General features: G+C 54.6%; 23 protein-coding genes and 1 riboswitch. Of the genes, 12 read left to right on the top strand and 11 right to left on the bottom strand.

Annotated features, from left to right (window positions below; genetic code table 11):
* The first annotated feature begins 6 nt into the window (after positions 1-6).
* The 8 genes from ACN0VL_RS09295 (at position 7) to zapB (ending at position 6,760) form a co-directional block, all read left to right on the top strand.
* Positions 7-1,011, top strand: coding sequence for a COX15/CtaA family protein (locus tag ACN0VL_RS09295; protein ID WP_417616693.1), 1,005 nt, complete (start codon positions 7-9; stop codon positions 1,009-1,011).
* Positions 972-1,868 carry a heme o synthase gene (gene cyoE, locus ACN0VL_RS09290; protein ID WP_417616691.1) on the top strand — a complete coding sequence of 299 codons (897 nt, stop codon included), beginning with the start codon at positions 972-974 and terminating at the stop codon, positions 1,866-1,868. Before ACN0VL_RS09295 ends, cyoE begins: the two co-directional genes overlap by 40 nt.
* Positions 1,861-2,508 (top strand): SCO family protein, encoded by a 648-nt coding sequence (locus ACN0VL_RS09285; RefSeq protein ID WP_417616689.1) that lies wholly within the window; start codon positions 1,861-1,863, stop codon positions 2,506-2,508. The genes cyoE and ACN0VL_RS09285 overlap by 8 nt, the downstream gene beginning before the upstream one ends.
* Before the next feature lie 121 nt (positions 2,509-2,629).
* Positions 2,630-3,985, top strand: a complete 1,356-nt coding sequence (gene dinF, locus ACN0VL_RS09280; protein ID WP_417616687.1) for an MATE family efflux transporter DinF — start codon at positions 2,630-2,632, stop codon at positions 3,983-3,985.
* 148 nt (positions 3,986-4,133) lie between these two features.
* Positions 4,134-4,598 carry a tRNA (cytidine(34)-2'-O)-methyltransferase gene (locus ACN0VL_RS09275; RefSeq protein WP_417616686.1) on the top strand — a complete coding sequence of 155 codons (465 nt, stop codon included), beginning with the start codon at positions 4,134-4,136 and terminating at the stop codon, positions 4,596-4,598.
* Between the two features lie 18 nt (positions 4,599-4,616).
* Positions 4,617-5,567, top strand: coding sequence for a cation diffusion facilitator family transporter (locus ACN0VL_RS09270; protein ID WP_417616684.1), 951 nt, complete (start codon positions 4,617-4,619; stop codon positions 5,565-5,567).
* A 3-nt stretch (positions 5,568-5,570) separates the two neighbouring features.
* Positions 5,571-6,353 (top strand): serine O-acetyltransferase, encoded by a 783-nt coding sequence (cysE, locus tag ACN0VL_RS09265; protein ID WP_417616682.1) that lies wholly within the window; start codon positions 5,571-5,573, stop codon positions 6,351-6,353.
* 155 nt (positions 6,354-6,508) lie between these two features.
* Positions 6,509-6,760, top strand: a complete 252-nt coding sequence (gene zapB / locus ACN0VL_RS09260) for a cell division protein ZapB (RefSeq protein WP_417616681.1) — start codon at positions 6,509-6,511, stop codon at positions 6,758-6,760.
* A 102-nt stretch (positions 6,761-6,862) separates the two neighbouring features.
* Here the strand turns inward: zapB and rraA are convergent, their stop codons facing one another.
* The 6 genes from rraA to priA all read right to left on the bottom strand — a co-directional run bounded on the left by rraA (position 6,863) and on the right by priA (position 14,084).
* Positions 6,863-7,348: a ribonuclease E activity regulator RraA gene (gene rraA, locus ACN0VL_RS09255; RefSeq protein WP_417616679.1), complete on the bottom strand. Its 486-nt coding sequence runs from the start codon at positions 7,346-7,348 to the stop codon at positions 6,863-6,865.
* Between the two features lie 98 nt (positions 7,349-7,446).
* The gene (hslU, locus tag ACN0VL_RS09250; protein WP_417616677.1) at positions 7,447-8,778 is read right to left on the bottom strand and encodes an HslU--HslV peptidase ATPase subunit; all 1,332 of its coding nucleotides are present in this window, start codon (positions 8,776-8,778) and stop codon (positions 7,447-7,449) included.
* Positions 8,779-8,826: 48 nt separating this feature from the next.
* Complete coding sequence (gene hslV, locus ACN0VL_RS09245; RefSeq protein WP_417616675.1) at positions 8,827-9,357, bottom strand: ATP-dependent protease subunit HslV; 531 nt, start codon at positions 9,355-9,357, stop codon at positions 8,827-8,829.
* 81 nt (positions 9,358-9,438) lie between these two features.
* Positions 9,439-10,023, bottom strand: a complete 585-nt coding sequence (locus ACN0VL_RS09240; RefSeq protein ID WP_417616673.1) for an SPOR domain-containing protein — start codon at positions 10,021-10,023, stop codon at positions 9,439-9,441.
* Positions 10,024-10,026: 3 nt separating this feature from the next.
* Positions 10,027-11,784: an arginine--tRNA ligase gene (gene argS / locus ACN0VL_RS09235; protein WP_417616671.1), complete on the bottom strand. Its 1,758-nt coding sequence runs from the start codon at positions 11,782-11,784 to the stop codon at positions 10,027-10,029.
* 101 nt (positions 11,785-11,885) lie between these two features.
* Entirely contained in the window at positions 11,886-14,084 is a 2,199-nt protein-coding gene (gene priA, locus ACN0VL_RS09230; RefSeq protein WP_417616669.1) for a primosomal protein N', read from the bottom strand.
* A 142-nt stretch (positions 14,085-14,226) separates the two neighbouring features.
* Here priA and rpmE point away from each other — a divergent pair, with 142 nt between their 5' ends.
* Together rpmE and ACN0VL_RS09220 are read left to right on the top strand one after the other, a co-directional pair.
* Positions 14,227-14,442: a 50S ribosomal protein L31 gene (gene rpmE, locus ACN0VL_RS09225; protein WP_188629340.1), complete on the top strand. Its 216-nt coding sequence runs from the start codon at positions 14,227-14,229 to the stop codon at positions 14,440-14,442.
* 782 nt (positions 14,443-15,224) lie between these two features.
* The gene (locus tag ACN0VL_RS09220; RefSeq protein ID WP_417616667.1) at positions 15,225-16,469 is read left to right on the top strand and encodes a malic enzyme-like NAD(P)-binding protein; all 1,245 of its coding nucleotides are present in this window, start codon (positions 15,225-15,227) and stop codon (positions 16,467-16,469) included.
* 106 nt (positions 16,470-16,575) lie between these two features.
* Here ACN0VL_RS09220 and trmA read toward each other — a convergent pair whose 3' ends face one another.
* From trmA to ACN0VL_RS09200, 4 genes are all read right to left on the bottom strand, one after another.
* Positions 16,576-17,673, bottom strand: a complete 1,098-nt coding sequence (gene trmA, locus ACN0VL_RS09215) for a tRNA (uridine(54)-C5)-methyltransferase TrmA (RefSeq protein ID WP_417616665.1) — start codon at positions 17,671-17,673, stop codon at positions 16,576-16,578.
* Between the two features lie 206 nt (positions 17,674-17,879).
* Entirely contained in the window at positions 17,880-18,245 is a 366-nt protein-coding gene (locus ACN0VL_RS09210) for a hypothetical protein (protein ID WP_417616663.1), read from the bottom strand.
* Between the two features lie 9 nt (positions 18,246-18,254).
* Positions 18,255-19,238, bottom strand: a complete 984-nt coding sequence (locus ACN0VL_RS09205) for a sulfite oxidase (protein ID WP_417616661.1) — start codon at positions 19,236-19,238, stop codon at positions 18,255-18,257.
* A complete protein-coding gene (locus tag ACN0VL_RS09200) occupies positions 19,213-19,596 on the bottom strand; it encodes a twin-arginine translocation signal domain-containing protein (RefSeq protein ID WP_417616659.1) in 384 nt (127 codons plus the stop codon). The genes ACN0VL_RS09205 and ACN0VL_RS09200 overlap by 26 nt, the downstream gene beginning before the upstream one ends.
* Before the next feature lie 182 nt (positions 19,597-19,778).
* Positions 19,779-19,979: riboswitch (cobalamin riboswitch) on the top strand.
* 39 nt (positions 19,980-20,018) lie between these two features.
* On the opposite strand from ACN0VL_RS09200, the gene ACN0VL_RS09195 reads away from it, so the two are divergent.
* Together ACN0VL_RS09195 and murI are read left to right on the top strand one after the other, a co-directional pair.
* Complete coding sequence (locus ACN0VL_RS09195; RefSeq protein ID WP_417616657.1) at positions 20,019-21,836, top strand: TonB-dependent receptor domain-containing protein; 1,818 nt, start codon at positions 20,019-20,021, stop codon at positions 21,834-21,836.
* Between the two features lie 136 nt (positions 21,837-21,972).
* Positions 21,973-22,794: a glutamate racemase gene (gene murI / locus ACN0VL_RS09190; protein ID WP_417616655.1), complete on the top strand. Its 822-nt coding sequence runs from the start codon at positions 21,973-21,975 to the stop codon at positions 22,792-22,794.
* Between the two features lie 33 nt (positions 22,795-22,827).
* Here murI and ACN0VL_RS09185 read toward each other — a convergent pair whose 3' ends face one another.
* The gene (locus ACN0VL_RS09185) at positions 22,828-23,289 is read right to left on the bottom strand and encodes an RNA recognition motif domain-containing protein (RefSeq protein WP_417616653.1); all 462 of its coding nucleotides are present in this window, start codon (positions 23,287-23,289) and stop codon (positions 22,828-22,830) included.
* Positions 23,290-23,967: the final 678 nt, after the last annotated feature.

Genomic DNA, 23,967 nt, shown 5'->3' with positions numbered 1-23,967 from the left:
GGAACCATGCGTCGACTGTGTCTGTTTGCTTTTTCTCTTACGCTGATTGTGGTGGTGCTGGGGGCCTATACCCGACTCACGGATGCAGGCCTGGGCTGCCCGGACTGGCCGGGCTGTTACGGCTTTAATTATGTGCCCAGCTCGGCACAGGAGCATGAGCTGGCGGCGCTGCGTTTTCCCGACCAGCCCGTAGAATTCATCAAGGCGCGTAACGAAATGGTCCACCGCTATGCGGCAGGTACCCTGGGATTCACTATTTTGCTGATGGCCTTGTGGTCGCTGCGTGCCGCTCATCGACACTACAGGGCACTAACATGGGTGCTGCTGGTGCTGGTCTGTGGGCAAGCCACCCTGGGCATGCTCACCGTCACCCTGAATCTGCTGCCCTTTGTGGTGATGGGGCACTTGCTGGGTGGCTTTACCCTGCTGGCCTTGCTGTTCTGGTTGCTGAGGCGCACCCGGGTGTCCCGGCCTCTTTATAACGGGCCGAATATGCGCGTCTGGTTGCCGCTGGCCCTGGTGGCGCTGCTGATACAGATAGCGCTGGGTGGCTGGACCGCCGCCAACTATGCGGCCATGGCCTGTCTGGAGCTGCCGGTATGTCAGGGCGACTGGATGAGTCAGTGGCAGTGGAGTGCCTTTCATCCTCACGGCGTGCCTGCCGAGACCTATCAATACGGTGTGCTGAGTGCCGCAGAGCGCATCACCATTCATGTTACACACCGTCTGTGGGCTCTGGTCACGGCCCTGGTGTTATTCGGTTTGGCCTGGCGATTATGGCAACAACCCTTGTTGCGACGCTGGGGAGTTGGGCTGGCGCTGGGGGTGTTGCTGCAGTTGGCGCTGGGCGTGGCGAATGTGGTGTTGCACTTGCCGCTGTGGGTGGCGGTGGCGCATAACGCCGGTGCCGCCCTCTTGTTGTTGATACTGACAGGCGTGGCGGAACGGGTTTGGCGAGCAAGGGAGGGTGTATGGCTAGAAGCGCGTTATTTTCCACAAGTTGGAGCCTAGGCTGGCGGGATTACTTTGCCCTGACCAAGCCAAAGGTGGTGGCGTTGATTCTGCTTACCGCTGTGGTAGGCATGTTTTTAACCGATACGGTCCCCAGCCTGCTGCGGGTGGTCAGTGCGACCCTGGGGATTGGCTTGATGGCAGGGGGAGCCGCCGCCATCAACCATGTGCTGGACCGGCGTATCGACCTTAAAATGGCCCGTACCCATCACAGGCCGGTGGCGCAAGGGCGAGTACAGAGTGGCTCGGCGCTGGCATTTGCCTTTGCCTTGTCGGGGATAGGGTTGGCCGTCTTGCTGTTGTGGGTGAATGCGCTGACCGCCTGGCTGACGCTGGCCTCTTTGCTGGGCTATGCCGTGGTATACACAGTGTGGCTGAAACGCGCCACACCGCAGAATATCGTGATTGGCGGTCTGGCGGGTGCCATGCCCCCCTTGCTGGGCTGGACGGCAATAACCGGGGAGTTTCATGGCCATGCCCTCCTGTTGGTGATGATTATCTTTGCCTGGACGCCACCGCATTTCTGGGCGCTGGCCATTCATCGGCGAGATGACTATGCCAAGGCCGGAGTACCTATGTTGCCGGTAACCCATGGCATCGAATTCAGTAAAACCTGTGTGTTGCTGTATACCTTGCTGCTCACCCTGATTTGTTTGCTGCCCTGGGTAGTCGGCATGTCGGGCCCGCTTTATCTGGTGGGGGTCTGCCTGCTGAATTTACGCTTTATCCAGTGGGCCTGGCGGCTGAAGTTTAGACCTTCGGCGCAAACCGCTCTACAATGCTTCCACTTTTCAATCAGTCACCTGATGTGGCTTTTTGTGTTGCTGCTCGCGGATCACTGGATAGATTATGGCTAAGACAAGCAAGTGGATATGGGCATTGGCAATTGCCCTGGTGGTGGCAGGTACCCTGAGTGGTGCCTATTGGTATGCCGATAAAAGGAACAGTCTGACGGAGGCCGTGGTGGTGTATCCCGAGCCACGCGAGCTGGCGGCATTCGCCCTGACCGATACCGACAATCAGCCCTTTACCGAGCAAAACCTGAAGGACCATTGGAGCCTGATTTTTGTGGGGTATACCTTTTGCCCCGATATCTGCCCGACCACACTGGCGGATTTGGCGCGTATCTATCCCGAGCTGACGGCAATCAGCGACCGGGTACAGGTGATCTTTGTCTCCGCCGACCCGGCCCGGGATACGCCGGAGCGACTCAAGGCCTATACCCAGTATTTCAATCCCGACTTTGTGGCGGTCACCGCCGAGCATGACGCTCTCATGCCCGCGGTGCAGCAGCTGGGGCTGATCTACGGAATCTTCAATCGCGATGCCGACAGTTACCTGGTCGATCATTCCGCTTCCATTGCCCTGGTGAACCCCAACGGGCAGCTGCATGCTTCCTTCCGGCCCGACTTCGATGAGCAAAGCGAAATGCCGCTGGTTAATGGCCCCGAGCTGGTTAAAAATTTCGCGAGCATAGTGGCGCGCTGGCGCGACTAGCAGCCGGTGCAACGTAAAGGGTGAGGCGTGAGCAGGATGACCCGCAATACCTGACGCCTCAACACTTACCGTCTTACTCCTGACGGCCTTTCCCCCTTCACTATATTGATAAGAATCTGTTATGTGGTCCTCTTTTTTTAACGCTGCCCGTCACCGTCAGGTGTTTGCGCTGGCGCTGCCCATGGTGCTGTCGAATATTACGGTGCCGCTGCTGGGGCTGGTCGATACCATCGTCATTGGTCATTTGGAGCATGCCTACTATCTGGGGGGCGTGGCAGTCGGGGCCACCATTATCAGTCTGATCTTCTGGTTGCTTGGTTTTTTACGGATGTCGACCACAGGGCTGGCCGCTCAGGCCGTGGGCGCCGGGGATAACGAGCGGTTACTGCAGGTGCTGGCGCGAGGCTGCTTGCTGGCCCTGGGACTGGCACTGCTTATTTTGCTGCTGCAGCAGCCGTTGACCGAGCTGGCATTCTGGTTGATGGGGGGCAGCGCCGAGGTGCAGTTTTATGGCCGCGAGTATGTGATGGTCAGGATCTGGAGTGCGCCGGCGGCTCTGATCAACCTGGTGTTGCTGGGCTGGTTGCTGGGAAATCAGAATGCCCGGGCACCCATGTTGTTGCTGATCCTGGGGAACGGGGCCAATATTCTGCTCGATATCTGGTTTGTACTGGGCCTGGGCTGGCAGGTTAAAGGAGCGGCGGCGGCGTCTGTGTTAGCCGATTACCTGGCGACGGCATTGGGTGCCTGGCTGGTATGGCGCACCCTGCAAAGACGTAATGTCTGGCCTGCGGCAGGCTTCTGGCGGCGCATCCTGCATCTGGCGGCGTTTAAAACGTTGCTGGGGCTCAATCGGGATATTTTTATTCGGGCGCTGTGCTTGCAGCTGACCTTTGCCTTCATGACCTTTCAGGGGGCCCGCCTTGGGGATGAGGTACTGGCCGCCAATGCGGTGCTGATGAACTTCCTGATGTTTATCTCTTTTGGTCTGGATGGCTTTGCCTATGCGGTGGAAGCCATGGTTGGCAAGGCGGTTGGTGCGCGCAACCGGGCCGAGTTTCGCCTGGCCTGCGCCCTGAACCTCTTCTGGGGCGGGGTGGTGGCGATCTTGTTCATGCTGCTCTTTGCCTTGGCCGGACAGACGCTACTTGGCCTGATCACCAGTATAGAGCCGGTGCGAGAGCAGGCCAGCCAATACCTGCCCTGGCTGATCTTGATGCCGCTGGCCGCCTGTTGGTGTTTTATTCTCGATGGTATTTTTATCGGTACCACCCGCGGGGGAGATATGCGTGACATGATGCTGTTGTCCACGGCCGGCGTATTCTTCCCGGTGTGGTTTTTGACCCAGTCGCTGGGTAATCATGGCCTGTGGCTGGCCATGCTGTGTTTTATGCTGGCCCGAGGGATAACCCTCGGCTGGGCCTGGTGGCGGGTGGAACGTCGGCAGGGGTTTATTATCAGCGACGGAACGCTGTGAAGAGTAAAGAGTGAAGCGCAAAGAGGACGAGATAACACCTAAACCTGCTCTTGCCACGGAATACACGGAAAAGTGCTAAGGAAAAGATGATTTATTGATAAAATCTAAACACCTCACCCTTTACTCTTCACTTATTACAGAGAAACCCATGTTTGATATTGCGCTTTACGAACCTGAAATTGCCCCTAATACCGGTAACATTATGCGTCTGGCGCGCAATAACGGTTGCCGGCTGCACCTTATCGAGCCACTGGGCTTTAATCTGGAAGAAAAAAAGCTGCGTCGCGCCGGACTGGATTATGCGGACTTTGGTCGCATCTTCCAGCACAAAAATTATGCCGATTTTCTGCAAGCTGTGGCCGGGCAGCGCATATTTGCCTGTACCACCAAGGGCAGTCAGCTTCATCACAAGGCGAGCTATCAGGCGGGTGATGTGCTGTTGTTTGGCCCGGAAACCCGAGGCCTGCCCGATGAGGTGCTGGCAGCGGTCGCGCCAGAGTTGCGTATTCGTATTCCCATGCAGGCGGACAGCCGCAGCCTGAACCTTGCCAACGCCGTGGCGATCATCAGTTATGAGGCATGGCGACAGCAGGATTTTGCTGGTGGACAGTAACGCACTCAGGAGTTGCAGATGAAAGAGCACTTACATCAGGGTACCGCCTCTTATGGCCGACTGGTGACCATAGCCGCCGTGGCCGCCACTGTGGTGGCAGGGCTGATGATAGTGGCCAAGCTGGTGGCCTGGTTTTATACCGGCTCCGCCAGCATGCTGGCTTCATTAACCGATTCATTGCTCGATATCAGTGCCTCAATCATTAACCTGATGGCGATCCGCTATGCACTGGTACCGCCGGATCAGGAGCATAGATTTGGTCATGGCAAGGCCGAGTCACTGGCGGGTCTGGCTCAGTCTGCCTTCATCAGCGGCTCGGCCATCTTTCTGATCATCAATGGCATTTCCCGCTTGTTTAATACTCAGCAAGTGCAGCATGCGGCGCTGGGCGTGGGGGTGATGCTGTTTTCATTATTATTGACTTTGGCATTGGTTCTGTTTCAAAGTTACGTGATAAAGAAAACCGACTCGGTCGCCATCCGGGCCGACCAGTTACATTATCGTTCCGATATCCTGCTCAATATAGGCGTCTTGCTCGCGATTGCCCTGGCCTGGCTGGGATGGCACTGGATTGATGGGCTGTTTGCGCTGCTGATCGGTGCCTACATTCTTAAGGGCGCGTTAAAAATAGGTTATGATGCGGTACAGATGCTGCTGGATAGGCGCTTGCCGCAGGCGGAGCAACAACGCATTGTGGATACCTGCCTGGTTATTAATGGTGTGCATGGGCTGCATGACTTGCGGACCCGGCAGTCGGGGCCGACCCGATTTATTCAGCTGCATTTAGAGCTTGATGCCCATCAGTCCCTGAATCAGGCTCACGATATTGCCGAGCGGGCGGAGCGGGAACTGCTGAAATGCTTTCCTGGCGCCGACATTATAATTCATATGGACCCTATCTCGGTCTCGCCCCAACAGCTTGACGCTCGGCACACGAGCGAACATCAATTCATAAAAGACAAGGTTTAACCCATGGAAGACGGCATTCAAGAGAGTACCTGGTTACGCATCCGCGAAGAAGCTCGGTGGATGATTGCAGAAGAGCCCATGCTGGGCAGCTTTTATTATTCAACCATTCTGAATCATGACACTCTTAAATGTTCGCTGAGTTTTATCCTGGCCAACAAGCTCGAAAGCTCGGTCATGCCGGCCATCAGCCTGCGTGAAGTGATAGAAAGCGTGGTGGACGCAGAGCCTGGCATCCTCGATATGGCTGCCACCGACATTTGTGCGGTACAGGAGCGGGATCCGGCCGTGGATCTGTTTTCGACCCCATTGCTGTATTTAAAAGGCTTTCATGCCCTGCAGGGATATAGAGTGGGCAACTGGCTGTGGCGTCATGGACGTCGCGCCCTGGCAACCTATCTGCAAAACCAGATATCGGTGGTATTCGGGGTAGACGTACACCCGGCCGCGCGCATTGGCAAGGGGATCATGTTTGACCACGCCACCGGCATAGTGGTGGGGGAAACCGCCGTCATTGAAGACGATGTGTCCATTCTGCAAAGCGTGACCCTGGGAGGCACCGGCAAGGAAGGCGGTGATCGCCACCCCAAGATACGACAAGGGGTCATGATTGGCGCCGGTGCCAAGATTCTGGGCAATATCGAGGTGGGCCACGGTGCCAAAATTGGTGCCGGCAGTGTGGTACTGGAGCCGGTACCGGCTCATACCACAGTGGCCGGGGTGCCGGCCCGGGTGGTGGGCAAGCCATGCTCGGATAAACCCTCCTTGAATATGAACCAGAATATTTAGCCCAGAGTCTGTTGACGTTAATTGACGCAACTGAAATAAATTTAATCTAATCGTCGCCGCAAGGGTGGCGGCTACTTGTTGTCTGACAACGGCCGCTGTATCCTCGATTACCGAGGGGCCCTCGGGCCAGATAACTGTGAGTTAGGGGTGAGTGCATGTCTTTTGATGTATTGGAAAAACTGGAAGCAAAAATTCAGGCGGCGGTTGATGCCATTGACTTGCTGCAAATGGAAGTGGAAGAGCTGAAAGAGCGGAACGGCCAGCTGGGTGAAGAAAATCAGCAGCTCAAGCACAACCACAGTCAGCTGGAGCAGGAAAACCAGCAGCTGAAGCAGCAGCATGAATCCTGGCAGGATCGCTTGCGCGTGTTGCTGGGTAAAATTGATCAGGTGGAAGAAAGCGCCTGAGTCATGTTGCCGGCATTGGCCGAGTGCTGAATATAACAAAGAGGGCAGCCCACGGGCTGCCCTCTTTGTATCCTGAGCCTGCTCTGGTAGCCAGGCTGCGGGTTATTCTATATCCAGCGGCTCGGGTGAGAGAATAATACCCGTGGTGTCGGCATACACATGGTCGGCCGGCAAAAAGGTGACGCCACCAAAGTTCACCGGTACTTCCTGCTCGCCAATGTCGTTATCATCGGCGCCAACGGGAATGGACGCCAGCGCCTGAATCCCAATATCCACGTCTTCCAGTGCATCCACTTCGCGTACGCAACCATAGCAGATAATGCCTTCCCAGCCGTTGTCCGCTGCGGTTTCGGCAATATTGGCGTCAATGAGGGCGCGACGCAGTGAACCGCCGCCGTCAATCAGTAACACCCGACCGACACCGTCTTCCTTCACCGCCTCGGCAATCAGGCCGTTGGACTCAAAGCATTTGATGGTGGAAATAGTGCCGCCGAACGAGTTACGGCCGCCAAAACTGGAGAACATGGGTTCAACCACATCCACCATATCAATATAGGTATCGCACAATTCTGAAGTATTGTATTCCATGGAATCAGCCACATCTGGAAACAAGGTGACTTCAAGTATAAAGCGGCGGGAGCGGTTTTCAATCACTATCGTGTCACCGCTCCCGTCAGGAGAAAAAATTAGAGGATGTAGCGGCTCAAATCTTCGTCTTCAATCAGGTTCTTGAGGTAGCGATCCACATAGGCCTCGTCCACCACTATGGTGGCTCCCGACTGGTCGGACGCTTCAAATGACAAGTCGTCCAGCAGGCGCTCCATGACCGTATGCAGACGGCGTGCACCAATGTTCTCGGTACTTTCGTTTACCCGCCAAGCGGCTTCGGCCAGGCGACGAATGCCTTCTTTGGTAAAGTCGACGGTGACGTTTTCGGTGGCCAGCAACGCCTGATACTGCTCGGTTAATGAGGCGTTCGGCTCGGTCAGAATACGCTCAAAGTCATCGGTATTCAGCGAAGACAATTCCACTCGAATCGGCAAACGACCCTGCAGCTCCGGGATCAGATCCGACGGCTTGGCCACCTGAAATGCGCCCGAGGCAATAAACAGCATGTGGTCGGTGCGTACCATACCGTGCTTGGTATTCACAGTGCTGCCCTCGATCAGCGGCAACAGATCGCGCTGTACCCCTTCACGAGACACGTCCGGGCCCGAGCTTTCACCGCGTTTGCAGATCTTGTCAAACTCATCGATAAAGACGATGCCGTGGTTTTCCACCGCATGAATCGCCTGTTCTTTCAGCTCTTCCGGGTTCAGCAGCTTGGCGGCTTCTTCTTCAATCAGCAGCTTGTTTGCGTCTTTGATTTTCATCTTGCGCTGTTTGCTGGTGTGGCCCGCAGACAGATTCTGGAACATGCCCTGCAGCTGGTTGGTCATTTCTTCCATGCCGGGGGGCGCCATGATTTCTACGCCCATCTGGGGAGCCGACACGTCAATTTCAATTTCTTTATCGTCGAGCTGACCTTCGCGCAGTTTCTTGCGGAATATCTGGCGACTGTTGCTGTTATCGGCTTTTTCCTCTTCGCCCCAGCTGTTGCGCGGGTTGGGCAGCAAGGCATCGAGTATGCGTTCTTCGGCGGCTTCTTCGGCGCTGTGACGATGTTTTTTGATCTGCTGATCGCGGATCATCTTCATGGCCACATCGGTCAGATCGCGAATGATGCTGTCTACTTCCTTGCCCACATAGCCGACCTCGGTAAACTTGGTCGCTTCTACCTTGATAAAAGGCGCGTTGGCCAGCTTGGCCAGACGGCGGGCAATTTCGGTTTTACCGACCCCGGTGGGGCCTATCATCAGAATATTCTTGGGGGTGACTTCCTGGCGCAGCTCGGGTGTAAGCTGCATACGACGCCAGCGGTTACGCAGGGCAATGGCTACTGCGCGCTTGGCATCAGACTGGCCAACAATGTGCTGGTCCAGCTCGTGGACTATCTCTCTTGGTGTCATGTCAGACATAATCAAATCCTATGGTGCGGGCAGCCATAGCAGGGTGCCCGAGGCAAATCAGTGGTTGTAATCCAGCTCTTCGATGGTCTGATTGCCATTGGTGAACACGCAGATCTCTCCGGCAATGGTGAGCGCCTTTTTGACAATATCAACGGCTTCCAGCTCGGTGTTTTCCAGCAGGGCGCGGGCGGCAGACTGGGCAAAGGAGCCACCCGAGCCAATGGCAATCAAGTCCTGCTCGGGCTGCACCACGTCACCGTTGCCGGTAATAATGAAGGAGTTCTTGTCATCGGCGACTGCCAGCAGCGCCTCCAGCCGACGCAGGGAACGATCGGTACGCCAGTCTTTCGCCAGCGCCACGGCGGCTCGCTCCAGGTTGCCCTGGTGGGCCTGCAGCTTGGCTTCAAAGCGTTCCAGCAGGGTAAAGGCGTCGGCGGTGCCACCGGCAAAGCCGGCCAGGACCTTGCCATTAAACAGGCGGTGCACCTTGCGGGCATTGCCTTTCATTACGGTATTACCTAGGGATACCTGGCCATCACCGCCGATAACCACTTTGCCATTACGGCGTACTGAAACGATCGTTGTCACTGTGAACCTCACTTGACTGTGTAGCCAGCCTGGCTGGCAAAAATGTCACTAACAACGAAATGGGGACGGTAGCGAGCGAGATCAACCCTCCCAGAACCAGATTGCACAATCGCTCACGGCTTTTGCCCTGATCAACTGGTGCTTGTGCTGCTCTGCCAGCCGTTTGCTGTCATAAGGGCCCAGGATCACGCGGTGCCAGGAGCTGCCACTTTTATGGCGCACTTGTGCCACCAGCCCCTGAAAAGCAATTTTGGCTTTCAGTTGCTCGGCCTGAGCGGCAGAACGAAACGAGCCGCACTGCATCAGGTAAGGGCGGGTGGATTCTGCAGCCTCGGGCACCTGTACCACCACCTCCTTGTTTTCCAGCTGCTCGATATAGGTCCATTTTTCGACCGGTTTTTGATCGATAGGGTTGACGACCGGGCGCTGAACCTGGGGGGCGGGAGCCTGGGTCGCCACCGGTGCGCTGGCGGGGTGCCGGCCGTCTGCCGCCCCTTTGATGATATAGATCAGATAGCCAAGAGCCGCCGCGACCATGATGAGCAAAATAATGGGCAGCACGGGGATCCGCCGCGGCTGCGGCGCCCGACTGCGCGTGCCGCCCTTGGCAGGGCGGCCTTTGCTCTTGGCTTTTGGCTTGCTATGTCTAACGTAATCCTTGGCCATGGATCACATGCGCTCCATGGTATCGATACCCAGCAGTGACAGACCTTGTTCCAGCACCTTGGCGGTGGCAGCACATAACCGCAGGCGGCTGTTACGCTCTTCCTGGCTCACCCCTTCCTTGTTGATGGGGCAGGCTTCATAAAAGCTCATGAAGGCGCCAGAGAGCTCATAGAGGTACAGACACATCAGGTGCGGCAAGCCTTTGTCGGCCACGGACTTGATGGTGTCGTTAAACTGCACCAGCTTTTGTGCCAGGGCTTCTTCTGCCGGCGCCTGAACGTTCACCTGTCCCTGCAGGCCGGCGTCCGGGGTGAGGCCGGATTTACGGAAAATGGACTGGATGCGGGTGTAGGCATATTGCAGGTAAGGGGCGGTATTGCCCTCGAAGGACAGCATATTGTCCCAGTCGAAGATGTAGTCCGTGGTACGGCTCTTGGACAGATCCGCATACTTGACGGCCCCCATGGCCACGCGGCGAACGATCTCGTCTTTTTCTGCTTCGCTGAGCCCGGTGTCTTTTTTGGCCAGCAGGGCCGCGGCTCTTTCTTGCGCTTCGTCCAGCAGATCGACCAGGCGCACGGTGCCACCCGAGCGGGTTTTGAACGGGCGGCCATCTTTACCCAGCATCATGCCAAACGCATGATGCTCCAGGCTGACCGACTCGGGAATGTAACCGGCTTTGCGCACTATGCTCCAGGCCTGCATCAGGTGTTGATGCTGACGGGAGTCGATAAAGTACAGCACGCGATCGGCACCCAGCTGCTCGTAGCGATACTTGGCACAGGCAATATCTGTGGTGGTATAGAGGTAGCCGCCGTCTTTCTTGCGGATAATCACCCCCATGGGGTCACCGTCTTTGTTTTTGTATTCGTCCAGGCGCACCACTATGGCGCCTTCGTCTTCTACGGCCAGCCCTTGCTGTTGCAGATCGTCGACTATGCCGGCCAGCATGGGGTTATACATGCTTTCACCCATCACATTATCCGGGGTCAAAGACACATTGAGTCGGTCGTACACCGCCTGATTATGCTGCAGGGTAATGTTGACCAGCTTCTGCCACATGGTCAGGCAATAGCTGTCGCCGCCCTGTAGCTTCACCACATAGTTGCGTGCCCGTTCGGCAAAGACCGGATCGGCATCGTATTTTTGCTTGGACTCGCGGTAAAACTGTTCCAGATCCGACAGACCGGAGTCGGCCACTTCCGGGTTTTCTTTTTCCAGCTCTTCCAGGTGGGCGATCAGCATACCGAACTGGGTACCCCAGTCGCCGATGTGGTTGGCACGGATCACCTTGTGGCCCTGAAACTCCAGGGTGCGTACCACGGCATCACCAATAATGGTGGAGCGCAGATGGCCGACGTGCATTTCCTTGGCCACGTTAGGGGCAGAATAATCAACGACTATGGTCTGTGGCTGCTCAGCGACCGGCACGTTGGCGCGATCATCTGCGACCATGGCGTCAATCTGACGGCCGAGCCAGTTGCTGTCGAGGAAAAAGTTGATGAAGCCGGGGCCGGCCAACTCGGTTTTGGCCACCAGCTCGGATGCGGGCAGGTTGTCTACCAGCAGCTGGGCCAGCGCGCGAGGGTTTTGTCCGGCCGGCTTGGCCAGCAGCAAGGCCAGGTTAGTCGCCAGATCTCCGTGGGCCTTGTCTTTGGTTCTGTCTACCTGAATGCGAGGAGCCAGTTCTGCAGGCAGTTTGCCTTGCTGTTTCAGAGTAGAGACCGTTTGCTCAAGCAGAGCTTGAATATGTTCTTTCATTATCAGTTCACCAAATTAAAGACAAGGTTGGAGCTAACCCGGGTAAGAAATTCTACTCATATCGGGTGCAGAAAACTACCGCCAAGGCAAAGGGAGCGCATTCACCACAGTTCGACCGGATCGATATCCAGTGACCAGCGCACCTTGCGGGCGGAAGATAGGGTGTCAATGAGTGCCAACGCCAATCGGCAGGCTGCCGCCAGCTCCCGTCGATTGTTGGCCTGTAATAATAGCTGATAGCGATACTGGCCCGCCTTGCGCTCCATTTGCGCACTGAGTGGACCCAGGCACAGCACGGTGGGCGGAAGCTGAGGCTGTAATTGTTGTACCAGCTGTTGTAAAAACGTTTGCACCTGCCGAGCGTCCGTGGCCTGGACGCGAAACAGCGCCTGAAAACTAAAGGGCGGCAAGGCGGCGGCTTGTCGCTCCTGCAGTGCGCTGTGGGCAAAGTGACGATAACCCTGATTGGCCAGATCCTGCAACAGGGCGTGTTCTGGCTGATGGGTCTGCAAGACCACGCGACCGGGTTTGCTGGCCCGGCCTGCTCTGCCGGCCACTTGAATATACAGCTGAGCAAAGCGCTCGGTGGCCCTGAAGTCACTGGCAAACAGCGCGCCGTCGGCATCCAGCATGGCCACCAGGGTTACATCGGGAAAATGATGGCCCTTGGCCAGCATCTGGGTGCCAATCAGGATCTGATACCGACCGTTGCGAATGCCTTCCAGATGCTGCGCAAAGCTGCCCTTGCGGCGGGTGTTATCGCGGTCGATACGAATAATGCCGTATTGCGGAAACAGTCCGGACAAGGCCTGTTCTACCTGTTCGGTGCCCAGGCCGGTGCCCACGAGTTGCTGGCCACCGCAGTGCGGGCAGGCCGGGGGAAGCGGGCGTTGATGATCGCAATGGTGGCAGTGCAGCCGCGATGGTTGACGGTGCCAGGTGTAATGGGCATCGCAGCGCTCGCAATCCGCCAACCAGCCACAACTGTGGCAGAGCAAGGCCGGTGCATAGCCACGCCGGTTTAAAAACAGCATCACCTGATTACCTTTGCCCAGCTCCTGGCCCAGCAGTTCAATCAGTTGCGGAGACAAACCCGCCTGCATCTGCACCTGCTTGCTGTCCAGCAGCACATGCTCGGCCACGGTCGCGGTGCCCGGACGCTGGCTGAGGGTCAGCAACTGATATTTGCCGTTGGCCGCATTCTGCAGACTTTCGAAACTCGGGGTGGCTGAGCCCAGCACAATCGGAATATCGAGCTGATGTGCCCGCAGCAGGCCCAGATCCCGGGCGTGGTAACGAAACCCTTCCTGTTGCTTGAACGAGGTGTCATGTTCTTCATCAATAATGATCAGCCCCAGCCGGGCAAAGGGCGTGAGCAGGGCAGAGCGAGTGCCAATGACGATGGCGGTGCTGCCGTCCCGGCATGCCAGCCAGGCATCCAGCCGTTCGCGTTCGTTCATGCCCGAATGCAAGGTGCTGATTGGTAAGCTAAAACGTTGCTGAAAGCGCGCTATGGTCTGGGGCGTCAGGCCAATTTCCGGTACCAGCACCAGTACCTGCAAGCCCGCCTGCAAGGTCGCTTCCATAATTTGCAGGTACACTTCGGTCTTGCCCGATCCGGTAATTCCTTCCAATAAAAAAGGGCTGAATCCGTGGGCGCCTTGAATAATGCTGACGGCCAGCGCCTGCTCTGTGGTCAGGCGAGGCTTGTCGTCCTCGGCAACCAGCAGGCTGGTATCGCGCCAGTCACTGGGCACGGGGACTTGCTCGCGCTTTTCTATCAGCTGTTTTTTGGCCAGCGCCTGCAAAATGGCGCTGCTGATCCCCCTTACCTGCAGTTCGCCGCTGCTCAGTGGCCCCTGGCGCAGCAGCGCCAGCGCCTGCTGCTGTTTGATGGCCTGGGCCGATACTTCGGCCTGCGTGTCCAGCAAGTGCCAGTAAGGCGAGCTGCGATAGGCTGCGGCCTCGCCCTTGCGCAACAGGGTGGGCAAGGCCTGAAAATACACCTCCCCCGGGGCATGCAGGTAATACTGAGTGGCCCAGGACAGCAGTTTAAGCTCGGCCTCGGCCAGTATGGGGGTCTCGTCCAGCACCGCGACTATGGGTTTTAATTTGGTCAGCGCTATGTCTGACTCGCCAGGGTGCGATAATACCAGCGCCGTCATTGCTCTGTTGCCAAATAACACCGATACTCTGCAACCGGGCTCCGGCAGGGGTAAAGGGCAGAGGTAATCAAATTCTCGCCGTAGCGGGACCGGCAGCACAACCCGCAGCAATGCAAGCTTTGTCGGTGTCGACATTGGTGATTTATTCTCCGTTTATCCTTGCCTGTAAAAAAGCGATACTATATTATTCGCACCCTTCACAAAACGTGAATCATTCGTGTGGTGTCTGGCATAGGATCAGATAGCGACACGGCCTACACATTCAGAGGTTGTCCCCATGAAAAACGGTATTCACCCAGAGTACAAAGATATTACTGCCAAATGTTCTTGTGGTAACGAGATTACTGTCGGCTCTACCTTAGGTAAAAGCCTGAACCTGGACGTTTGCTCAGCTTGCCACCCTTTCTACACTGGTAAGCAGAAAATGGTTGATAGCGGCGGCCGCGTTGACCGTTTCAACAAGCGTTTTGGTGCGCTTGCCAGCAAAAAATAAGCGATACTCGTCGCAAGAAGGGCGCCTTAGGGCGCCTTTTTTATTGCCTGTTTGACCGTGTCCGCCTTAATTTTTCCGGCAAGAAAAAGCAGGGTAGACCGGCATTGTTTAGATGGTGTAACTGGTATTTTTATTAATGGCAGTCGAATTATCTGCACAACCCGCAATATTACAGAATTCAGTAAACACAATGAGTTAGCTGCAGAATGAAATCTTAGTATTAGGGTTTGGGGCCCAATAAAATAAATCCAAATAAAGATTCGTTTGAAACTGGTTTTTGCCGTTGAAAGGCGTGATGATGAAGGCGTAGGTTGCCATGCAGAGCAGTAAAGTGCCGACCCCGTCGCCAGATTAAAATGGTGACTGGCTCAACAACAGAGCGTGGGCGGCAGGCGTTTGGCAACCGGAGCAGGGGCCTGGCTGACGGCGCGAATATCAGTCCGGTTCATGCACCATGAAGACATATTTGAATGATTCAAGCTTATCAGAGCTTATTTCACTACCGCCAGTGCCAGAGCATCGTCATTATGGCGGACAAGATACAAGTTGGCAGCTTTCGTACAGGATATTCAGCTGTTTGTTGACCACCAATTGCTATTTAACTGCTGCTATCTGCCGGTATGCCAAGTGAATGATCTCTGACAACTTGAGCAAATAAAGCAATGAATCTTACTGACCAATGTTGAATAAGTTGACTACTATCACATTATATAAACACTGTAATAAACTTGTTCACACATAAGCCGTATAAATGTCAACAATCGCATCAGGGTACTCGTAGAATGACCGACTTCCGTCAAAAAGCGCTCGATTATCATGCTTTCCCGACTCCGGGCAAGATCTCCGTTGAAATCAGTAAGCCGGCAGAAACCGCCCAGGATCTCGCCTTAGCCTACAGCCCGGGTGTGGCCGAGCCAGTGCGCGAAATCGCCGCCGATCCAAACAATGCCTATAAATATACCGGTAAGGGCAACCTGGTTGCCGTTATCACCAACGGTACCGCCATTCTGGGGCTGGGCAACCTGGGTCCATTGGCCTCCAAGCCAGTTATGGAAGGTAAAGCCTTGCTGTTCAAGCGTTTCGCTAATATCGACTCGGTTGATATTGAAGTGAAGCACCGCACCACAGAAGAGTTTATTCAGGTAGTAGCGGCCATTGCCGATACGTTTGGTGGTATCAACCTGGAAGATATCAAGGCGCCCGAATGCTTTGAAATCGAAAAGGCATTGATTGAGCGCTGTAACGTTCCTGTATTCCACGATGACCAGCACGGTACCGCTATTGTGACCGCCGCGGGTCTTATCAACTCGCTGGAAGTGCAGGGCAAGAATATTACCGACGCGCAAATTGTGTGCATGGGTGCCGGTGCCGCTGCCGTTGCCTGTATGGAACTGCTGATCAAGTGTGGCGCTCAGCGCGAAAATATCTATATGCTGGACCGTAACGGTGTTATCCACACGCGTCGTAGCGATCTGAACGAATATAAAGCCCTGTTCGCCAACAACACCGACAAGCGCACCCTGGAAGACGTGATCACTGGCGCCGACGTATTCGTTGGTGTGTCTGGTCCAGACGTATTGCCAGCGGAAGCCGTAGCACTGATGGCAGACAAGCCGGTTATTTTCGCCTGCTCCAACCCGGATCCGGAAATCAAGCCAGAACTGGCGCACTCCGTACGCCAGGATCTGATTATGGGTACCGGTCGCTCCGACTACCCGAACCAGGTGAACAACGTGCTGTGTTTCCCGTTCATCTTCCGTGGTGCGCTGGACGCTCGCGCCTCCTGCATCAACGACGAGATGAAAGTGGCCGCCGTGGACGCGATTCGCGCTCTGGCCAAAGAGCCGGTACCCCAAGCCGTACTGGATGCATCTGGTTACGAAAGCCTGGAATTTGGTAAGGATTACGTGATTCCCAAGCCAATGGACGCGCGTCTGCTGCCTCGCGTTGCCCGCGCCGTGGCCCTTGCCGCCGTGGAATCCGGCGTGGCCGGCATCGAACTGCCAGAAAACTACATGCTGGATTAATATCAGGCATGGCATAAAAAAGGGGAGCTTCGGCTCCCCTTTTTGATCCTGTGTTATTTGTGAGGAGGGGAGTTCTCCTCACTCCTTACGCATTACTCCTCACTCCTCACTTGCGAGTCAGATAAACCCCGGCTTCCATGTGGTGGGTATAGGGGAACTGATCGAACAGGGCGAAACGGCTGATGTCGTGGGTCTGTGACAGGGTCTCCAGATTCTGGCGCAATGTCTCCGGGTTGCAGGAGATATAAAGAATATTGTCGTATTCCTGTACCAGCTTGACGGTTTCTTCATCCAGCCCGGCTCGAGGCGGATCCACCAGTATGGTATTACACTCATAACTGGCCAGATCGATGCCTTGCAGCCGACGAAACTCACGTACGCCCCGCATGGCCTGGGTAAACTCTTCCGCCGACATCCGCAAAATGGTGACGTTATCGATGTGATTAGCCGCAATATTATACTGTGCCGACTTGACCGATGAGCTGGAAATTTCGGTGGCCAATACCCGGTTGAAGTTAGGCGCCAGGGCCAGTGAGAAGTTACCGTTACCGCAATACAGCTCCAGCAGATCACCGCTGGCGTCTTGCGTGGCGTCGAGCGCCCAGGAGAGCATCAGTTCATTCACGCGCCCGTTAGGCTGGGTAAAGCTGTTTTCTACCTGCTGATAAATCAGCTCTTTACCGGCCACCTGCAGCTTTTCGATGACATGATCCTGGCCCAGCACCACTTTTTGCTTTTTGGCGCGGCCAATAATGCTGGCATGAATGCCCTGTTGTTGTAACTGCTCGCGCACCCCTTGCATACCTTGCTGCCAGGCCTCATCCAGCTGGCGGTGATACAGCAGGCTAATCACCAGCTCGTCACTGAGCGAAGACAAAAAGTCCACCTGAAACAAGTTGCGACGCAACACAGGATCGGGCTTGATGGCTTCCAGCAGCAAGGGCATGGCCTGGTTGATCAGGCGCGAAGCAACAGGAAAGTGATCGACGCGATATTGTTGTTTGGTCGCCTGATCAAACATGATGTAGTACAGGTCATCACCTTGATGCCACACCCGAAACTCGGCGCGCATGCGATAATGATCGGGTTCAGAGGCAAACACATCCAGCTGCGGTGGATTAAAAGGCGCAAAGGTATCTTGAAGTTGGCGGGCTTTGGTATCCAACTGGGCCTGATAGGTGTGCGGGTTAACCACTGTGCTCATGACGTGCCTCTCTTGAAAACGAAGCGCCAATTTTAGCACGACCCACCGTGAATTTATGCACCCTGCTGTGTGGCGGTGGAATAGCTTCTGTGTCGGGGCTGGCATGACAATCGAATAGCAGGGGGATAGACGAATAAAAATGCCGCTGCGGGATGAGCGCGGCGGCATTGTTTATTGCTCATCTGGGGCCAGACTCTTTTACAAGATTAATTAGTCTGCTCAGGTTGGCTATAGGGGTTTTCTGGTCGTTGATCGGGCCGCAGCGGTGGGCGCCGAGCGTCTTCCTTGGGCCCATAGTTGCTGCTTAAATAGGTCAGAATGGTGTTCTCTGTATCGGCGTCAAACGCCCATAGTCCCTGAGATTCCTGCATCCAGCGGATTAACGATAACCAGTGTTCACGGCTACCGCTGTTCTGCGTGACCAGGCTGGCTGAGTGACAGGCAATGCAGTTATTGCGTACGGTTTCCCAACCCGGGGCAATAATAAAGCCGGTGTGTGGATCTTTCTCGGCGGCCGAAGCGGGAGCCGCCGCCAGGCCCAGCAGTAATGCCAGTGCAGCAGTACGTATCATGCTCACCTCCTAGACGATTTGTACCGCGATACGGTGACAGGCGTTGTTGAGATACCCTTTGGGGTTCCAGCCTGGTACCACCATGGGCTGCGCCTTGCCTTCACTGTCTACTGCCTTTGCCCAGATTTCATAGTAGCCTTTTTCCGGGAAGCTCAGTTCGCTGTTCCAGTGCTGCCAGGCCAGGCGGTTGGCCGGTGCACGCAGCTCGGTTTTTTGCCAGGTGGCACCGAAGTCGATGGAAACATGCAGTTCGCGCACATCCAGATCACCGGCCCAGGCATGGCCGCGCACCTGCAGCGTCTCTCCCAGCTTGTGAGTGATACCAGTCTTGGGGAAGGTGATCAATGATTTAACCGGCATGGAGCCGATGATTTGCATGTCCTCGTCGGGTACCTGGGTACCGGGAGCGACGGGATATTTGGGCACGCTGTAAGAAGGTGAGGCCATCTTGTTGCCGTCGTGTATCTTGTTGCGCACGACGATTTTCTTCAGCCACTTGCCCGAGGTGGAAGCCGGCCAGCCGCCACACACCAGTCGTAACGGATACCCGTTCAATACCGGAATGTCCTCGTCGTTCATGGCCCAGGCGATCAGGGTTTCGTCTTCCAGTGCCTTGGACATGGGCACGCCACGGGAAATAGCCGCTTTGCTGGCATCGCCACTGGGGTGCAAGTCTGCGGCGTAATAGCCGATATAAACCGCGTCGTCTTTAATGCCGCAGGCTTCCAGCACATCGCGCAGTCGAACCCCGGTAAACTTGGGACAGGCCACCGCCCCCGTCGTCCACTGGTTGCCGCTGGCCGACGGTACAAATTCGCTGCGGCCATTACCGCCACACTCCAGCGTGAGCTGATAGCTGTAATGTTTAAAGCGAGACTTGAGCTCGGATAAAGTAAAGGTGGTGGGTTTTTCACAAGACTCGCCGGCGATCTCCAGCGTCCAGCTCTCCGGATCCAGCGCCTTGATATCAGGCACCAGACCATTGTTGCGCACAAACATATGCTTGGCCGGGGGTAATCTCGTCATCCAGCAGGTGAGGCGGGGTTTCGGCGTTAAGCGGCCTGTCGTTGAGAATCGTCAGACCTTCTTTACCCGGAATGGCAAAAGGCTCGTCGGACTGGGCAAAGGCTGCGGGGATCAGTCCGGCCGGCATGTTTTTGGAAAAGGGAATGCTGGCCCCGATGGCCGTGGCCATGGCAAGCAGGCCACCACGCTTCAGAAACCCTCGGCGGCTGTTGGCATCTGTCTCCCGGTTCCAGACCAGCTCGTCGGCCTTAATCGGATCTTCGGCATAAAGCTCATGCAAGCCTCTGCTGGGCTGGTCGCCCTTGTTCTTTGGGTCGTTTGCCATCTTGTTCTCTCCTTGTACGCATTCAGCGTTTGACCATAACTATAGACTAAGCAACCTAGCAAATTACCAGATGTTGCCGCCATGTAAAGCGACTGTGGGCAAGAGTTGGAACTTATTCATTTTTATGAGGAAATGTGAGGGTTTTGTACTTGTGAATGCATGTACAGCCGACCTGCATTTTTCTATAATACCCGCGCTTTGGTGCCAACAGGCATAAACGGGAATCCGGTGAAAATCCGGAGCTGGCGCGCAGCGGTAAAGAGGAACGATACGACCCGGGGTAACCCAGGCACTGCCCAACAGGGTGGGAAGCCGTCGTTTAGGTGAGCCATAAAGGCTCGAGCCTCCAAGCCCGAAAACCTGCCAAAGAGCCAACGGGAATGACCCGTTGCCAACCACTACGCGTACTAGGAAGTCCTTCAATGTCTAAAATATGGCTGGCGGCAGCACTGTTGCCATGGGCGGCGTTTGCCCAAAATCCCACTACCTCTCAAAATGATGATGCCACCCACATCACCATCTACAGCAAAATCAAACAACCACTGACCAGCGCCCTGGCGCCGGTAGAAGTGATCACCAAAGCCGACATCGAACGCCGCCAGCCGCGCTCACTGGTCGATCTGCTCGAAACCCTGCCGGGCATGCAGTTTGGTAGTCAGAATGGTGGTATTGGTCAGCAGACCAGTCTGTTTGTACGCGGTACCGAGTCCGACCATGTGCTGGTGTTATTGAATGGTCGCCCCATGGCACAAATGGTCAACTCTAACGTCGATTTCAGCCAGTTACCCGTCAACAACGTCGAACGCATCGAATATATTCGTGGCCCCCGTGCCGCTATTTATGGATCGAGAGCTATAGGCGGAGTGGTCAACATTATTACAACTTCGCAGGTCAACAACAGGCAGCTGAGTGTGACGACGGGTAGCAATGACTATTATGCCGCCGATGTTTCCATCAATCAGTGGGTGACAGATGCAACTCGCTTGCAGTTAGCCACCGGCTATCGCGAAACCCGCGGTTATAATGTAACGTCCGATAATAAAGAACCAGACCGAGATGGTTTTGACAGTAAGAACCTGACACTAGGAATTGAACACCAGTTAGATCAATCTTGGACTTGGGACGCCAACTTTAATGGTTGGGAAAACAACACGGATTATGATGGCTTTTATAACACCAGTAATAATAAAGCTTACCAATTAGATACAGGCTTACTGTATCAAGACCAGCGGCTATCCGGTCAGCTAAATGCTAGTTATGGAGAGTATGAGTCTCAAAGCTGGGATGATAAATCGGATAGAGAGAGTGGTGGTAGTGCAGCAACTGCCACTACTCGTCTCGATGGTCTAATGCAGTATAGTCACTCAGAGCAAGGCTATACATTGGCAGGAATGGATTGGCAGCAGGATCGGCTGCTAGCTAAGACTAAAGGAATGGCTGCTCGGGACCGCGATAATACTGGTGTTTTTGCTTCAATTTTCCAAACGTGGAGCCCAGTGTCTTTTGAACTAACCGGTCGCGTAGATGACAACGAACAATTTGGTACTCACGGTACTTGGCAGAGCGCACTATCACTGGCTGTGCCTGAAAACCATAGAGCTACATTAAGTTACGGGACAGCTTTTAGAGCACCAAGTTTTACAGAGTTATATTATCCAAAGCATCCTATATGGGGAGGTGGCGGTAACTCTAATTTAGAGCCAGAAAAATCTCAGAATTGGGAGTTAGGTTTTACCGGCAACTATGATGTGCTGGATTGGCAATTAAATATATATCGGAATAACATAAACAACCTGATTGTTGGTAATGAAAACTCATTAGAGAATACCGATACTCTCATTAGAGGAGCAGAGTTGGTCATCAAAGCTACAACTGGACCAGTGCATCATACGGCAAGCTATGACTACACTAACTCTAAAAATATAGCTACTGCCAGACAGCTAGATCGTAGAGCTAAGCGCAAGTTTAGTTGGACTGGCGATATGGATATAGCTGAAGTTAACTTGTTTGCTCAAGTACTTTATGTCGGGGAGCGTAATGACAAAGATTTTGAAACGTTTTCTAAAGAAATCACATTACCCTCCTACACTATCTGGAACATTGGTGCCCGTTACCCACTGACTCAGCAGCTGACTCTGAACGGTAAGATCAACAACCTGTTCGACAAGGACTACAAAGTGGTTGATGGTTACGATGCGCCCGACATGGAGTTCTACGTCGGTGCCGATTATCGCTTCTAAGCGCAACTGACCTTTCTGTCGCTAACATTGATGATTATCCAAAGCCGGCCCGAGTGCCGGCTTTTTCATTGTTGGCTTTGGCGCTATGATACTGGCTTGCACAGCGAGGGCAGGTCTCGCATAGAAAGGACAGACAGTGGCAAATATTCTTATCTTCGACTCCGGCATGGGCGGTCTGTCCGTGTACCGCGAGCTCAACCAGACCCTGTCGGGTCACCAATACCTTTATCTGTTTGATAATGCCTGCTTCCCCTATGGCGAGCTGACCGAGTCACGACTGGTGGCGCGGGTAGTGGAATTATTTGAAGCCTTTGTGGCGCGCTATCCGATCGATATCGCCATTATTGCCTGTAATACCGCCAGCACTTACGTATTGCCTGCGCTACGCCAACGCTTGACCATTCCCGTGGTGGGTGTGGTGCCGGCCATCAAGCCGGCCGCCGAATACAGCCGTCAGCTTCAAGCAGCCAGCACCTTAACCAGCAAACCTGGCCATATCGGTCTGTTGGCGACGCCGGGTACCGTATCCCGTCGTTACACCGCCGATCTGATTGAACATTTTGCCGCCGATCTGCAGGTATCGCTGCTGGGTACGACCGAGCTGGTAAAAATGGCCGAAGACAAACTATCCGGTTTGCCTATTGATATGCAGCGGCTCTATAAGGTGTTGACGCCCTGGCTGGGGGAGCAGGGGCCTGACACCCTGGTGCTGGGCTGTACTCACTTTCCGCTGTTGGCCGACGAAATCAGCCAATGCTTGCCTGATGCCAAATTAATAGACTCGGGCGCGGCGATTGCAAGGCGTGTAACCAGTCTATTGGCAGAGGAAGAAGACAAAGGTGAGTGCAGTGCTCAACAGGGGCGGTTATTTTGTACTCGCTTAACAAAAAAAGCCCGGCTACAGGCCGGGGCTTTTAGTAAAGAAGGGTTCGGCGCACTGGAGTGCTTTACGCCTTAACCAGACATATCACCAGGTTCGGCGCAGCCAGGATTAAGCGTCGTTACCTTCTTCATCATCTTTACGCTCGTTGGCTTCTCTTACCTTCAGCGTACGCTGCTGAAACTCCGAGTCGTTTAATGCCTGTTGTGCGGCCAACGCGGCATCACTTGGCATTTCAACAAACCCAAAGCCTCTGCGTTTGCCGGTGTGCTTGTCTTTCATCAGCCTGACCGATAACACCTGGCCGAAACCTTCAAACAGTGCTCGTACCGATGCTTCATTGGCGCGGTAGGGCAAGTTTCCTACATATAAGGTAGTCGTGGGAATGGCCGCAGGTACCGGAGGGCGGGTGAGTAAAGGAATCAAAAAGCCGCCCAATAGCAAACCAAGTGCAAAAAGAACGGCAGCAGAAAGTGAAGGCGCAGCCCAACCAACAACAAAATAGCCGACCAGGGCCAACACAACGGCATAAAGGGCAGACTGAATATAAACAGGGTACTGGGATAACTTCATCGGCAGTCCAATCTCAAAGTGGATGAATGTGCATGGCATGCCCACATTAACCTAATGCAGCACAGGCCACCGATTACAGCATAGCCTCAATTGAGCTATGGAGTAATGCTTGTCGTCGATAAGCATGATAAATGTGATCTAAAAAGCGTTGTTGGTGAGGGGCGAAGGGGTAAGGTGAATTTAAAGTTCAAAGACATCTTTGCCACGGAATCCACGGAACCCACAGAAAAAGATTAAAACTGAAACGAAGAACTCCAGAGCTTACCCTTCTCTGCTTCACTACTGTTATCGCTCTTGGTCCGTGGTTTCTGTGCTTCTCGTTGTAAAGAGAGTCGTGGCAAAAAATGGTTAGGGGTTGGGTTTGCTCTTATGTTTTCCGCTTTCCCCCTTACGTTTCACTCTTTACCACCCTTAAGTGTGAATAACACTGTATATAAGCTGTGTGCTTGCTGGGTGTTTGAGCGGTCAGTCATCAAAGGCCGGTTTTTATCACAAAAGCGCTTGCGCTAAATCTCCCGCTCCCTATAATGCGCATCCACTGACACGGGGCAACACGCCAACGGTCACAAGGGTTTGAAGAGAACGAAACAAAGTTTGAATCAACGCTTGACGAACAATCTGGAATGCGTAGAATACGCATCCCTGACCTGAACAAGGTCAACGCTCTTTAACAACTTA

Origin of the sequence: Oceanisphaera sp., from assembly GCF_048268965.1 — a bacterium.
In the GTDB taxonomy this organism is placed as follows: Bacteria; Pseudomonadota; Gammaproteobacteria; order Enterobacterales; family Aeromonadaceae; genus Oceanimonas.
This window is presented reverse-complemented; position numbering and strand designations above follow the sequence as displayed.